Origin of the sequence: Rhodovulum sp. ES.010 (assembly GCF_900142935.1) — a bacterium.
Taxonomy (GTDB): domain Bacteria; phylum Pseudomonadota; class Alphaproteobacteria; order Rhodobacterales; family Rhodobacteraceae; genus Rhodovulum.
The window spans coordinates 2,548,202-2,560,253 of the sequence record NZ_FSRS01000001.1 but is presented as its reverse complement, the minus strand read 5'-3'; the positions used below and the strand labels follow the sequence as shown (position 1 = coordinate 2,560,253).

General features: G+C 66.6%; 12 protein-coding genes. 8 read left to right on the top strand and 4 right to left on the bottom strand.

Translation table 11 applies throughout. The features are described from left to right. Window positions 1–2 precede the first annotated feature (2 nt). The 5 genes from neuC (at window position 3) to BUR28_RS12575 (ending at window position 4,865) form a co-directional block, all read left to right on the top strand. On the top strand, window positions 3–1,184 hold the full coding sequence (gene neuC / locus BUR28_RS12595) for a UDP-N-acetylglucosamine 2-epimerase (RefSeq protein ID WP_074220443.1): 1,182 nt from the start codon (window positions 3–5) through the stop codon (window positions 1,182–1,184). Next, on the top strand, window positions 1,181–2,233 hold the full coding sequence (locus BUR28_RS12590; protein WP_083626630.1) for an N-acetylneuraminate synthase family protein: 1,053 nt from the start codon (window positions 1,181–1,183) through the stop codon (window positions 2,231–2,233). Before neuC ends, BUR28_RS12590 begins: the two co-directional genes overlap by 4 nt. An 11-nt stretch (window positions 2,234–2,244) precedes the next feature. Then, window positions 2,245–3,285 (top strand): GNAT family N-acetyltransferase, encoded by a 1,041-nt coding sequence (locus tag BUR28_RS12585; RefSeq protein WP_074220442.1) that lies wholly within the window; start codon window positions 2,245–2,247, stop codon window positions 3,283–3,285. A 2-nt stretch (window positions 3,286–3,287) separates the two neighbouring features. After that, the gene (locus BUR28_RS12580; RefSeq protein ID WP_074220441.1) at window positions 3,288–3,956 is read left to right on the top strand and encodes a class I SAM-dependent methyltransferase; all 669 of its coding nucleotides are present in this window, start codon (window positions 3,288–3,290) and stop codon (window positions 3,954–3,956) included. A gap of 210 nt (window positions 3,957–4,166) precedes the next feature. Next, window positions 4,167–4,865 carry an acylneuraminate cytidylyltransferase family protein gene (locus BUR28_RS12575; protein ID WP_074220440.1) on the top strand — a complete coding sequence of 233 codons (699 nt, stop codon included), beginning with the start codon at window positions 4,167–4,169 and terminating at the stop codon, window positions 4,863–4,865. A gap of 20 nt (window positions 4,866–4,885) precedes the next feature. Here BUR28_RS12575 and BUR28_RS12570 read toward each other — a convergent pair whose 3' ends face one another. Next, window positions 4,886–5,503 (bottom strand): exopolysaccharide biosynthesis protein, encoded by a 618-nt coding sequence (locus tag BUR28_RS12570; RefSeq protein ID WP_254813744.1) that lies wholly within the window; start codon window positions 5,501–5,503, stop codon window positions 4,886–4,888. 196 nt (window positions 5,504–5,699) lie between these two features. Here BUR28_RS12570 and dctP point away from each other — a divergent pair, with 196 nt between their 5' ends. From dctP to BUR28_RS12555, 3 genes are all read left to right on the top strand, one after another. Next, window positions 5,700–6,800: a TRAP transporter substrate-binding protein DctP gene (gene dctP, locus BUR28_RS12565; RefSeq protein WP_074220439.1), complete on the top strand. Its 1,101-nt coding sequence runs from the start codon at window positions 5,700–5,702 to the stop codon at window positions 6,798–6,800. A gap of 97 nt (window positions 6,801–6,897) precedes the next feature. Further along, window positions 6,898–8,208, top strand: a complete 1,311-nt coding sequence (locus BUR28_RS20130) for a TRAP transporter small permease subunit (protein WP_074220438.1) — start codon at window positions 6,898–6,900, stop codon at window positions 8,206–8,208. A gap of 3 nt (window positions 8,209–8,211) precedes the next feature. Continuing rightward, a complete protein-coding gene (locus tag BUR28_RS12555; RefSeq protein WP_074220437.1) occupies window positions 8,212–9,567 on the top strand; it encodes a TRAP transporter large permease in 1,356 nt (451 codons plus the stop codon). A 7-nt stretch (window positions 9,568–9,574) separates the two neighbouring features. On the opposite strand, the gene BUR28_RS12550 is transcribed toward BUR28_RS12555, so the two are convergent. Genes BUR28_RS12550 through BUR28_RS12540 form a run of 3 tightly spaced genes read right to left on the bottom strand, consistent with a single transcriptional unit; the run spans window position 9,575 to window position 12,042 of the window. Then, window positions 9,575–11,029 carry an ArnT family glycosyltransferase gene (locus BUR28_RS12550; RefSeq protein WP_074220436.1) on the bottom strand — a complete coding sequence of 485 codons (1,455 nt, stop codon included), beginning with the start codon at window positions 11,027–11,029 and terminating at the stop codon, window positions 9,575–9,577. After that, window positions 11,007–11,315 carry a lipid-A-disaccharide synthase N-terminal domain-containing protein gene (locus BUR28_RS12545; RefSeq protein WP_074221639.1) on the bottom strand — a complete coding sequence of 103 codons (309 nt, stop codon included), beginning with the start codon at window positions 11,313–11,315 and terminating at the stop codon, window positions 11,007–11,009. The genes BUR28_RS12550 and BUR28_RS12545 overlap by 23 nt, the downstream gene beginning before the upstream one ends. Further along, window positions 11,305–12,042 carry a glycosyltransferase family 2 protein gene (locus tag BUR28_RS12540; RefSeq protein ID WP_217693525.1) on the bottom strand — a complete coding sequence of 246 codons (738 nt, stop codon included), beginning with the start codon at window positions 12,040–12,042 and terminating at the stop codon, window positions 11,305–11,307. The genes BUR28_RS12545 and BUR28_RS12540 overlap by 11 nt, the downstream gene beginning before the upstream one ends. Window positions 12,043–12,052: the final 10 nt, after the last annotated feature.

Here is a 12,052-nt window from a genome sequence, read left to right as displayed (position 1 = left end):
TAATGGTCGTGACCGGATCGCGGGCCGAATACGGCCTGCAGGCGAACCTGTTGCGAATGGTCGAGGCCGATCCCGACCTGGAGCTTCAACTCGTTGTAACCGGCACCCACCTGTCGCCGGCCCACGGGACGACCGAGCGCGAAATACAGGCGGATGGCATCCCCGTCGCCGCCCGCGTGGACTTGGCGCAACGGGGTGACGGGGCTCAAGATATCGCCGGAGCCATTGCGACGGGGATCGCGGGCTTTTCCGCTGTCTTTTGCCGTCTCGCCCCCGACATCGTTGTGATCCTTGGCGATCGCTTTGAAATGCTGTGCCCGGCAATCGCCGCAGTTCCCGCAAGCCTGCCCGTCGCGCATATTGCCGGGGGGCAGTTGACGGAAGGGACAATGGACGACGTCATCCGCCATTCCCTGACGAAAATGTCCCATCTGCATTTCACGTCCACCGAGACTTATGGGAAACGCATCGTGCAACTGGGGGAGGAGCCTGGCCGGGTTTTCGTCGTCGGCTCGCTGGGCCTCGACGCGATCCTCAACGATCCCCGTCCCGACCGGATGGAATTTGAACGGGCAACCGGCATCGTTCTTGACCGACGCGCCCTCATGGTCACGTTCCACCCGGCGACACTCGATCGCGTGCCGTCCGAGTGCCAGATCGAGGAGATTCTGGCGGCGCTTGAGCGTCGTTCGGATGTGCGCGTGATTTTCACCATGCCCAATGCGGACCCGGAGAACAACCTGATCCGCGAGAGGATTTCCGCCTTCGTTTCAAGGCATTCGGATCGGGCGAGCTGCCATGAGTCGCTGGGGCGCCGCCTCTATCTCGGGGCCTTGTCGCTGGTCGACGGGGTTGTTGGCAATTCATCCAGTGGGCTGATCGAGGCACCGAGTTTCGGGATCGGCACGGTCAATGTGGGCGCGCGGCAGCAGGGGCGCCTTCGTCCGGCCAGCGTTGTGGATTGTGCCCCGGAGCGGGAAGCGATTGCAGAGGCAATCGACCGTATCCTGTCGTCCGGGTTCCGGGCGTCGATCCGCGGGCTGAAGAACCCCTTCGGTGATGGCCATGCCGCGGAGCGCATCCTGGCAGTCTTGCGCAGCTGCCCGCTGGACCGTTTGGCCGCCAAGCGCTTTCATGACGTCGACTTCCAACTTGATGAAGCCTTCGGGAAGGTGAATCCATGAGCGACCTCTCTTCCGCTCTCGCCCGGTTTGCGCCGCGCGGCATGCCGCTTTTCATCGCCGAGGCCGGCGTCAATCATGACGGGGACCCCGCGGCGGCCATGCGGCTTGTGGAGGCCGCGGCCCATGCCGGTGCCGATATCGTCAAGTTCCAGACATGGCTTCCGGGCGAGATAACGGGGCGTTTCACCGACAAGGTCGGCTACATGCAGGCGTCGACGGAGGCCGCCGAAAGCCGCTACGAGCTGTCGGCCCGGCTCGCGCTTCCGTATGACGCCCACTTCGGACTGAAGGAGCGGGCCGACGCGCTGGGCATCACGTTCCTGTCCACGCCGGACGGGTTCCAGAGCCTGGATTTTCTGGTCGACCGGGTCGGTATTCCGGTCATCAAGGTGGGGTCGACTGAAATCACCCATCTGTCTTTCTTGCACGCCATCGGCGCCAAGCGCCTGCCCGTCATACTGTCCACGGGCCTGTCGACCCTTGGGGAGGTCGACAAGGCCCTCGCGGCGTTGCGTGAAGGCGGTGCCACGGACATCACGATCCTGCATTGCACCTCGGAATACCCGGCGCCGGACGCCGAGATGAATCTCCGCGCGATGGAAACCTTGCGCGACGCGTTCGGCCTGCCGGTCGGTCTGTCCGATCATTCCCTCGGGCCGGAGGCGGCCATTGCGGCGACGGCCATGGGCGCAAGCGTCATCGAAAAGCACTTCACGCTGGACAGAAAACCGTCCGGACCGGACCACAACGCCTCGATGACTGCCGACGAAATGGCGCATCTGATCGGTTCGATCCGAAAGGTGCGGACGATGCTGGGCGATGGGGTGAAGACGCCGACACCCAGCGAGCTTGCGAATTCCGATGGCATCCGGCGCAGCGTGGTGGCAGCCCACGCGATCCCTGCCGGCACCAGGCTGGATCAAGGGATGCTGACCTGCAAGCGGCCCGGTGGCGGCATAGCGCCCGAGCATCTGGACACCTGCCTGGGGTTCGCCGTCAATCGCGATCTTCAGGAGGATGAGCCGCTGCATTGGGAGGACTTGAGGTGAGCGGGCGTGTAGTGACCGATCCGCGCGATTGGACGAACGCCCTGTCAGCCTTCGAGCGCGTCGGCCTGGACGATGTCTACTTTCGGGCCTCTTACGCCGCGCTTCACCTCGGCCCGGACGAGCACCCCGAGGCCTTTCTCTACGAGGCCGACGGGGAACTGTTCTTCATGCCCTGGCTGGTGCGGCAAATCGATTGCCCCGCCCTCAGCCGTCCCGCCTATGACTTCGAAACGCCCTACGGCTATGGTGGGCCGCTGGCCACATGCAGCGCGCCGGATTTTCTGGCCGAGGCATGGCGCGCGTTGGGCGACGTCAGTCGTGACCGCAACGTCGTCTGCGGCTTCATGCGCCTGCATCCGCTGCTTGAGAATGGTCGTTTCTGTCCAGATGCGTTCGTCGAGGTTGTTCGGGATCGCGAGACGGTTGTCCTGAGCCTGGACAAGTCGCCGGAAGAGGTTTGGGCCGAATATTCCGGCCAGACCCGAAACAAGGTACGCAAGGGGCAGAAGGCTGGCGTCGAGGTGGTCGCGCGGAGCGACACCGAGGCCCTGCGCACCTTTGCGGCGGTGTACGAAGACCACATGGTGGAGCTTGGCGCCGACGAAGGCTACTTCTTCGGCGAGGACTATTTCCTGCGCATGGCCGATCTGGGGCAAGAGGCGTTCAGAGTGTATCTGGCCCGGCATGAAGGGCGCCTTCTTGGCGGTGCCTTGATCCTTTTGTCGCGGCGCTGGGCACATTACCATCTGTCCTCGAGCCTGGCGGCATTCAATGCCCTCGTTCCCAACAACATGCTGCGGCACGCCGTGGCCATGGATCTGCTGGGCGGCCCCTGGGAGAAGCTCCATTTCGGCGGCGGCCGCACCCCGGACCCCAAGGACAGTCTCTTGAAGTTCAAGGCCGGGTATTCCCCCGAACGTGCCGTGTTCCAGTATGGCAAGTACCTGGCGGACGACGAAACCTATCGCCGCGTGTGCGATTGGTGGGCCGAAGAACACCCCGACGCCGCAGAGCGTTTCGGACAGCGCTTCCTCAAGTACAGGTATCATTGAGCATGTGGGACCCAGGCTGGGACGATGTCTTCCGCACGAAGAACTGGGGCAGCTATCCCCCCGAAGAGCTCGTGCGCTTCATCGGCAGGACCTATTTCGACGCGCCCGAGCGCAACGCGGTCAAGGTGCTGGAACTCGGCTGCGGGGCGGGCGCAAACCTGATGTTCCTGGCCCAGGAAGGTTTCGATGCGACGGGTCTGGACGGCAGCCGGGTTGCCCTGGATCGTGCCGCGGAGCGTCTGGCCGCGCGGGGGTTGGCAGCCCGCCTGGACCGGGGGGACGCCATGGCCCTTCCATACCCGGAGGGCGCGTTCGATTGCGTTCTGGACATCGAATGCATCTATGCCAACACCTATGCGGATTCGCGCCGCATTGTCGCCGAGGCGCGCCGGGTGCTGAAGCCGGGGGGGCTGTTCTTCTCGAAGACCTTCATGACCGGGACGTCCGGCGAGGCCACCGGTCGGCGCCTCGAAGGCGAGCGCAACACCTACCTGGAAATCCCGGATGGCCCCTTCAACAAGGGGTATGGCGTCGTGCGACTGACCGCCGAAGATGAAATCGAGGACCTCTATTCCGGTTTCGAAGGGCTTTCGGTGGACTATGTCATCCGCAGCGATCGAAACGGCTCTCGCGAGGTGCGCGAGTGGGTCATCTCCGGCCGGAAGCCGTGACGACGAAACCGCGCGGAGCGGGGGGCCGCGTTTCCGGGTGCCTCCTCCTGCAGGCGACGGAGTCCGCTCGGCCCCGGCGCGGGCATTGCCACAACGGTATGAGGTGATCGCGATGGGTGATCGTTCAGGGGGCGTCCTTGGAAGCCGGAAGGCCCGATCCCTCCGTTCGGATGCGTCACGGCGTGGCAGAGCACCGGGGACGGCCGCGGAATGATCGCCGGAAAGAAGGTTCTCGCCCTCGTCACCGCGCGCGGAGGTTCCAAAGGTCTTCCCGGAAAGAACGTGCGCCCCTTGCAGGGCCGCCCGTTGGTCGCGTGGACCGTCGAGGCCGCGAAAGCGTCCGGCTACATCGACCGTATCGTGATCTCGTCGGACTCTGGCGAAATCATCGCGGCAGCGGTGCAAGCCGGCGCCGAAGCGCCGTTCGTGCGCCCGGCGGAATTGGCGACGGACGAGACCGGGTCCGCGCCGGTGGTCCTGGACGCGCTCGACCGCCTCGCCGGGGATTACGACCTGCTCGTCTTGCTGCAACCGACATCGCCCCTGCGCAGGGCGCAGGACATCGACATGTGTCTCGAGGCAAGCGTGGGAACGGGCGCTCCGTCGGTCGTCACGGTCACGGAAGCCTCCAAGTCCCCCTACTCGGCCTTCGCACTCCGCCCGGACAACCGTCTGCAGCGCTTGCTCGAGCCTCCCGCCAGTTCGGGCCGACGCCAGGATCGGCCGCCCGCATACCACATCAACGGCGCCGTTTATGTGGTGGACGTGGCGTGGTTCAGGCAGGAAGGCCGGTTTGTAACGGAGGAAACGCGGGCGTGTTTGATGCCCGCGGAGAGATCGGTCGACATAGATACCCTGCTCGACTTCGAACTTGCGTCGCTTCTCCTGCGGGGCGAAGGCGACGGCTAGAAGAGCGACGTCCGCGCCAGTCAGCCGACCAGTGCGACCACGAGGGCGACCGCCCCGGCGAAGGGGGCCATGCCGACGAGGGCGAGCAGCCCGTCGCGGGTCAGCATCGCCACGCTCAACACCACCACCGAAAGCCCCAGAAGCGACGAGGAGAACGGGAAGAGTTCGAGAAACGGCATGGCGAGTCCGGCCACGAGGCAGGCGAGTTCCGGCAGGATGGAGAAAGGCGGGCGCACCAGCGCGCCGAGACGCGGGCGGGCGGTGCGTTCCAGCCACCGCGCGGGACGGCGCAGCCACGCGACGGCGCGGCGGGCCTTCGGGGTCGAGATCTCGCGATGCATCAGCCATCGGGGCGCCCAGACATGGCGCCGCCGCGTGATCATCTGCGCGGCGAAGAGGCCGATGGTCAGCCCGCACAGGCTGGAGAAGCCGGGAATGCCGCTCAGCGGCGACACCACGGCAAGCGCGGGCACCATCATCAGCGGCAGGAACGAGGCCGCCCCCAGCGCCTCGATCAGTTCGCGCAGGCGCATTGCCTCGCCCTCGGCCGCCTGCGCGACCTTGTCGAGCACATGGCTGACCGGCCGCGCGGCGGACAGGTGCATCTCCTGCGGTGTCTCGGCGCGTTCCGTCGCCATTGCCTTCATCTTTCTCGACCCTGTTGCTGTCCTACGCCGCGGGCCAGACGGGTCTGCCCCGAGTGGCACGGCCAAGGCAAGCGCGACGTTGACCCCTTGCCCGACCTCTGCATTTGGAAAAGTTCCTTTACCAATTTCGGCGGCTGCGCCTAGTATGCGACCGCGGGCGGGGGCCTGCATCACTTGGGAGGATAACATGACCGATACAAGAACAACGCGCCGGAACGCCATTCGCACCCTGGCCGGGGCTGGCGCGGCGACCCTGGCCGCGCCGCATATCGCGGGTGCCCAGGCCAACGGCACCACCTGGAAGATCCAGACTTCGTGGCCGGGCGGGGCCGGCCTGCAGATCTTCAAGGACTGGTGCGCCACGATCCAGGAGAAGACCGGCGGCGAGCTGGCCTTCCAGCCCTTCGGCGCGAATGACGTGGTGGGCGACTTCCAGCTTTACGACGCGGTGAAGAACGGCGTGCTGGACGCGATCAACCCGTTCACGATCTACGCCCAGGGCATCGTGCCGGCCGCGACCTTCCTGACCAGCTATCCGCTGGGCCTGCGCAACCCGCACGAGTTCGACGTGTTCTTCTACGGGCTCGGCGGCATCGACATCGCGCGCGAGCTGTTTGCCCAGCAGGGCATGCATTACGTCGGCCCCGTGCATCACGGGCCGAACATCATCCACTCCAAGGTGCCGATCCGCTCGATCGACGATTTCCGCGGCCGCAAGATGCGCCTGCCGGGCGGCATGGTGGCCGAGGTGTTCACCGAGATCGGGGCGGAAACCACGGTTCTGCCCGGGTCCGAGATCTTCCCGGCGCTGGAAAAGGGCACCATCGACGTGGCGGACTACGTCGGCCCGGCGGTCAACTACGCGCTGGGCTTCAGCCAGGTGACCGACTACATCTCGATGGGCCCTCCGGGCTTCATGTCGGTCTACCAGCCGGTCGACCTGATGGATATCACCGTGCGCCAGCAGGCCTGGGACGCGCTGAGCCCCGAGATGCAGCAATTCGTCGAGATGGAGACGCACACCTATTCGGACATGCACCACGCCGCGATCCAGGCTGCCGACCAGGAGGCCTGGGCCAAGTTCGAGGCCGACGGCACCGAGGTCACGCGCCTGACCCAGGACGACGTCGAACTGCTGACCGAGGTCGCGGTGCCGATCTGGTTCAAATACGCCAACCGCGATCCGAACGCGGCGCGCGTGTTCAAGATCCAGCTCGACTACATGATGTCCGGCTCGCTGGGCTACGTCACGCCCGAGCAGGTCGAGGGGCTGGACCTCGACATCTGATCGCGGCCTGACTCCGCGACACCAGACCGGCCGCCCGGGGCGCGCATCTCACGCGTTCCGGGCGGCATTTTCGACCTCTCGACAACAGGACTCCGCAATGCCTGGTCTCAGCTTTACGCTGCCGCACTGGCTCTACTGGGTCGGCCTGATCGTGTTTCCGATCGTCGCCATGGTGCTGGCGCGCCGCCCGCGGCCCGCGCAGCGCCGCTATTCCTCGGCGCTGGGCTACCTGATCCTCGTCACCGGCGGGATCATCGGCCTGCACCGCTTCTACCTGAAGAACCTTGTCGGGCTGGTCTACATCCCGATCTTCGTGTTCATCCTCTATGCCAACGGCCAGGAGCAGGACGCGCGGTCGGTCCTGTCCGACATGGCCAACCAGATGCGGGTGGCCGAGCGGACGCTGGCCCGCGAGGAGCCAAGGATCGCCGAGGCCCGCGAAAGCCTGCCCGCGCTCGAGGCCGAGGTGGCCGGGGCCGAAGAAGGCAGTTTCGCGCTGCGCAGCGCCGAGCGGCGGCTGGAGCGCGCGCAGGAGACCATCGAGACCGGCGAGCGGCGGCTGGTCGAGGCCCGCGCCGCGATAGAGGAGTTCGGGCCGCAGCGCGACGCGGCGGCCGAGGCGCGGCAGGGCTGGTCGAACTGGGCCGGGCGGGCGTTCTATCTGATCCTGGCACTTCTGGCCATCGACGCGGTGCTCTTGCCCTTCATGGTGCGCAAGGCCAACGCCAACCTGCCCGACGAGCGCAAGACGGAAGCCGAACTGGCGCTGGAGGCGATCGAGGCCGAGGAAGGCCCCAAGCACGACCGCGAATATGCCACGAACTGGATCGACCGGCTGTCGCTGTTCTGCGGCGAGTTCGTCGCCTACTGGGCGGTGATCGCCGTCTTCGTCTACTATTACGAGGTCATCGCCCGCTACGTGTTCAACAGCCCCACGAACTGGGCGCACGAGGCGATGTACCTGATGTTCGGCATGCAATACCTGATCGCGGGCACCTACGCGATGCTGACCGAAACCCATGTGCGGGTGGACGTGTTCTACGCGCCGCTGTCGCGGCGGAGGAAGGCATGGGTGGACCTGTTCACCTCGGTCTTCTTCTTCATCTTCGCGGGCACGCTTCTGGTGACCTCGTGGATCTTCGCGATGGACGCGATCGCGGTGCCTTCGGGCAACTCGGTGATCTCCGACTGGGCGCGCAGCGACCTGACGCTGATCGAGATGCTGGGCAGCCTGAGCCTCGATCAATGGACCGATCCGGCGATCCGCTGGGGCGAGATCAGCTTCAACGAATGGGAAGTGCCCTTGTGGCCGATGAAATGGGTGATGGTGATGGGCGGTCTTCTGCTGGTGCTGCAAGGCATCTCGAAGTTCGGCAAGGACATCCGCGCCATCCGGCAGGGGGCGTGATCCATGGGTCTTGAAATCGGTATCGAGTGGCTCACGCTCATAATGTTCGGCAGCCTGCTGGTGCTGCTGATGGCGGGGCTGCCTCTGGCCTTCGTCACCGGGGGGCTGGCCTGCGTGTTCCTGTTCATCCTGGGTGACGCACAGGCGCTGAACATCGTGCCAAGCCGCATCTTCCCGCTGATGACGAACTATCAGCTCTCGGCGATTCCGCTCTTCATCTTCATGGCGGCGATGCTGGAACGCGCGGGCATCATCAACGACATGTTCGACGTGATCTACAAGGTTCTGGGCTCGGTGAAGGGGGGGCTTGCGTCCGCCACGATCATCGCCTCGACGATCCTTGCCGCGATGGTCGGCGTGATCGGCGCGGCGGTGGTGACGATGGGCATCATCGCGCTCCCGGCGATGCTCAAGCGGCACTACGACCCCAAGATCGCGATGGGCTCGATCATGGCCGGCGGGACGCTCGGCATCCTGATCCCGCCCTCGATCCTCGCCATCATCTATGCGGTCGTCGCCGAACAGTCGGTGGGCGAGCTGTTCATCGGAGCGGTGATCCCCGGCCTGATGCTGTCGGGGCTCTACATCCTCTATGTCACCGTCCGCAGCTATCTGAACCCGCAACTCGGGCCGCCGATCCCGGTGGAGGAACGCATCTCGGGGCGCGAGAAGGTCCGCCTGCTCGGCAACATGTCCGCGCCCATCGCGCTCATCGTGATCGTTCTGGGTGTGATCTTCACCGGGGTCGCGACCCCGGTGGAGGCCGCGGGCATCGGCACCTTCGGCGCGTTCATCGTGGCGGCGATCCACCGCAAGCTCGACTGGTACACCGTCAGCGAGGCCTGCGTGACCACCTTGAAAGCCTCGGCGATGGTCATCTGGATCATGTTCGGCGCGACGATCTTCGTCGGGCTCTACGTGCTCGAAGGTGGCCAGCAATTCGTGCAGGACAGCCTGGCGGCGACGGGTCTGGGGCCGTGGGGGATTCTCATCCTGATGCAGATTCTCCTGGTGGTGCTGGGGATGTTCCTCGACTGGGTGGGCATCCTGCTCCTCTGCGTGCCGATCTTCGTGCCGGTCATCAAGGCGCTGGGCGCGCAGGCCTTCGGGCTGTCCGACCCGGGCGATCTGGTGCTGTGGTTCGGGGTGCTCTACCTCGTGAACATGCAGATGAGCTTCCTGTCGCCGCCCTTCGGCTATGCGCTGTTCTACCTGCGCGGCGTGGCGCCGGCGGAAATCCCGATGACCGACATCTTCAAGGCGGCGCTGCCGTTCCTGTTCCTGCAGGTGGTCGGGCTGGCGGTCTGCATGCTGTTCCCGGAGGTCATCATCTGGCTGCCGCGGCTGGTCTACGGCTGAGCCGGCCTCAGCGCGTGCCTGCCCAGCACCCGGCGGGCACCGCGTAGAGAGACACCCGGTCGCCGCGATAGGCCCCCCGCTGGGGGGCGATCGTGGCGATCGGTGCAGCGCCGGGGGCGCAGGCCGGGGCGGCGCCGAAGGTGGCGAACAGGACTTCGCCGGCGAGGTCCTCGGGCAGCGGGTATTTCAGTGCGTAGTGATGCGGGGCGCGGCCCTTGGGCGGGACCGCGTGGAACGTCAGGCCCGACTCGCGGCCGCTGTAGAAGACATCCGCCAGAAGGTCGCGGTCCTCGGCGACGACGATGCCATGGCCGCTGCCGCGTGCGGTGGCGACGATCTCGGCGGTCATCTCGTCCAGGCCGACATATCGTTCCAGGGGCAGGCGCCCCCCCGGCAGTGACGTGTCGGCGAAAACGCCGAGCACGGGCAGGGCCAGCGCCACAGTTCCGTTCACGGCGAAGGAGGCAACCCGCCAGCGCGATGACAGCCAGGGCAGGACGCCGAGCGTGCCGGCAAGGTAGGCCGCCGCGGCCCAGTTTGCATAGGCGCCCGACAGCAGGGCCTGGGCCGATACGATCACGAGGATCGGCAGGGAGAACACCAGCATGAGCCGTTGCGACGGGTCAGCTTGGCGGGCGCGGAGCAGCATCGCCACAAGCGCCGCGAACAGCACCGGGCCGAACACGGCGAACTGGCTGGCCAGGAACTCGGCCAGCCCGGCGAGGTTCAGGCCCGCGCGCGTTGCCGGGTCGCGCACCCAGTCGGCATTGTCGAGCGTGTGCTGGACCGTGGTCAGCCCGTTGGCGATGTTCCAGACCACGTTCGGCGATATCACCAGCGCGAAGGCCGCCAGCGCGGCGAGCGCTGCGCTCGCCCTGGGCCGTGCGGCGGGCAGGATCAGCGCGGCGAGCGCGGCGCAGATCACATAGTAGATCGCCGCATATTTCGAGAGGAAGGCCAGCCCCAGCGCCGCGCCGGCCGCGATGGCCCAGCCGCGCCCGCCGCGCTCCAGCACGATCAGCCAGAAGCCCAGCGCCAGGGCGAGGACGGGGAACATGATCGTGTCGGTCGAGACCAGGATCGAGCCCACCGCGACCAGCGGCAGCGTGACATAGCCGAGCGCCACCCAGACCGCCGCCCGCGCACCCCAGAGCCGCGCCGCGATCCAGCCGAGGATCAGCGCCGTCGCGCCGTGAAAGAGCGGCGCGGGCAGCCGCACCCAGAATGGCGCATCGCTGCCCGCCAGGTCGGTCACGGCGCGGATCACCCAGGCGATCATCGGCGGTTTGGAGTAGTAGCCGAAGGCAAGCTCCTGCCCCCACAGCCAGTACTGGGCCTCGTCGACGAAGAGGTCCATCCGGTTGAACCACAACAGTCCCACCCGCGCCGCGGTGATCGCGAGGACCGCCGCCGCCGCGGGGATCAGCCAGCCCCGGCGCTCAGGCGCGGCGGCGGTGGGCATGGATCAGCCAGAGATTCCGGGAATAGATGAACAGCCCCATGGACTGGCCGAGGATGAAGACCGGGTCCTTGCGGTAGACCGCATAGGCGAACAGGATCGCGCCACCCGCGAGAGAGAAATACCAGAATGCCAGTGGTACCACCGAATTGCGCGCCCGTTCCGAAGCGATCCACTGGACGAGGAAGCGCGCGGTGAACATCAACTGCCCGCCCAGCCCGATGACGACCCACCAGAACTCGGTCCAGTTGGCCACGTGCAGCAGGCGGAACAGCGCCTCAGCCGACATCGGCCGCCCCCGCATCGGTCGCGCTGGCCTTCTTGCGCCGCCTGATCAGCCAGGCGACGCCGATCAGGTCATGCAGGCCGACCAGCGCGCGCTGGAGGTTGTTGTATTTCGACGTGCCCGCGTGGCGGCCGCGATGCGCGACATCGACCAGCGCCACCTCCCAGCCGTCGCGCTTGAACAGCGCCGGCAGATAGCGGTGCATGTGGTCGAAATAGGGAAGCCGCAGGAATGCGTCCCGGCGGAAGCCCTTGAGCCCGCAGCCGGTGTCGCGGGTGCCGTCCTTCAGGAGCCAGGACCGGAGCCCGTTGGCGAAGCGCGAGGCCCAGCGTTTCGACAGCGTGTCCTGCCGGCGCACCCGCTGGCCCGCGACCAGACCCAGCCGCCCGGTCGTGTCGGCGATCAGCGGCGCCCAGAGCTTGGGCAGTTCCGCGGGCGGGTTCTGGCCGTCGCCGTCCAGCGTGCAGATCACCGGCGCGCGGGCCGCCAGCACGCCGCTGTGCACCGCCGCGCTCTGCCCGCCCGAGGTGGCGTGGCGCACCAGGCGCAGCGCCGGGTCCGCGGCCATCCGCGCGGTGACCTTCGCGGCGGTATCGTCGGTAGACCCGTCATCGACCACGATCACCTCGTGGCTGTCCAGCGCGTCGCAGGCCGCGGCGATCTCGTCCAGCAGGACCGCGACGTTCTCGGACTCGTTCTTCATCGGGATCACGATCGAGACGGTGGGCATTCTGGGCCTC

Coding starts and splice junctions, on each gene's coding strand:
- BUR28_RS20130 (WP_074220438.1), top strand. CDS start 6,898: ATGCCTGGTCTCAGCTTTACGCTGCCGCACTGGCTCTACTGGGTCGGC.
- BUR28_RS12580 (WP_074220441.1), top strand. CDS start 3,288: ATGTGGGACCCAGGCTGGGACGATGTCTTCCGCACGAAGAACTGGGGC.
- BUR28_RS12545 (WP_074221639.1), bottom strand. CDS start 11,315: ATGTCGGCTGAGGCGCTGTTCCGCCTGCTGCACGTGGCCAACTGGACC.
- neuC (WP_074220443.1), top strand. CDS start 3: ATGGTCGTGACCGGATCGCGGGCCGAATACGGCCTGCAGGCGAACCTG.
- BUR28_RS12590 (WP_083626630.1), top strand. CDS start 1,181: ATGAGCGACCTCTCTTCCGCTCTCGCCCGGTTTGCGCCGCGCGGCATG.
- dctP (WP_074220439.1), top strand. CDS start 5,700: ATGACCGATACAAGAACAACGCGCCGGAACGCCATTCGCACCCTGGCC.
- BUR28_RS12550 (WP_074220436.1), bottom strand. CDS start 11,029: ATGCCCACCGCCGCCGCGCCTGAGCGCCGGGGCTGGCTGATCCCCGCG.
- BUR28_RS12555 (WP_074220437.1), top strand. CDS start 8,212: ATGGGTCTTGAAATCGGTATCGAGTGGCTCACGCTCATAATGTTCGGC.
- BUR28_RS12540 (WP_217693525.1), bottom strand. CDS start 12,042: ATGCCCACCGTCTCGATCGTGATCCCGATGAAGAACGAGTCCGAGAAC.
- BUR28_RS12575 (WP_074220440.1), top strand. CDS start 4,167: ATGATCGCCGGAAAGAAGGTTCTCGCCCTCGTCACCGCGCGCGGAGGT.
- BUR28_RS12570 (WP_254813744.1), bottom strand. CDS start 5,503: ATGGCGACGGAACGCGCCGAGACACCGCAGGAGATGCACCTGTCCGCC.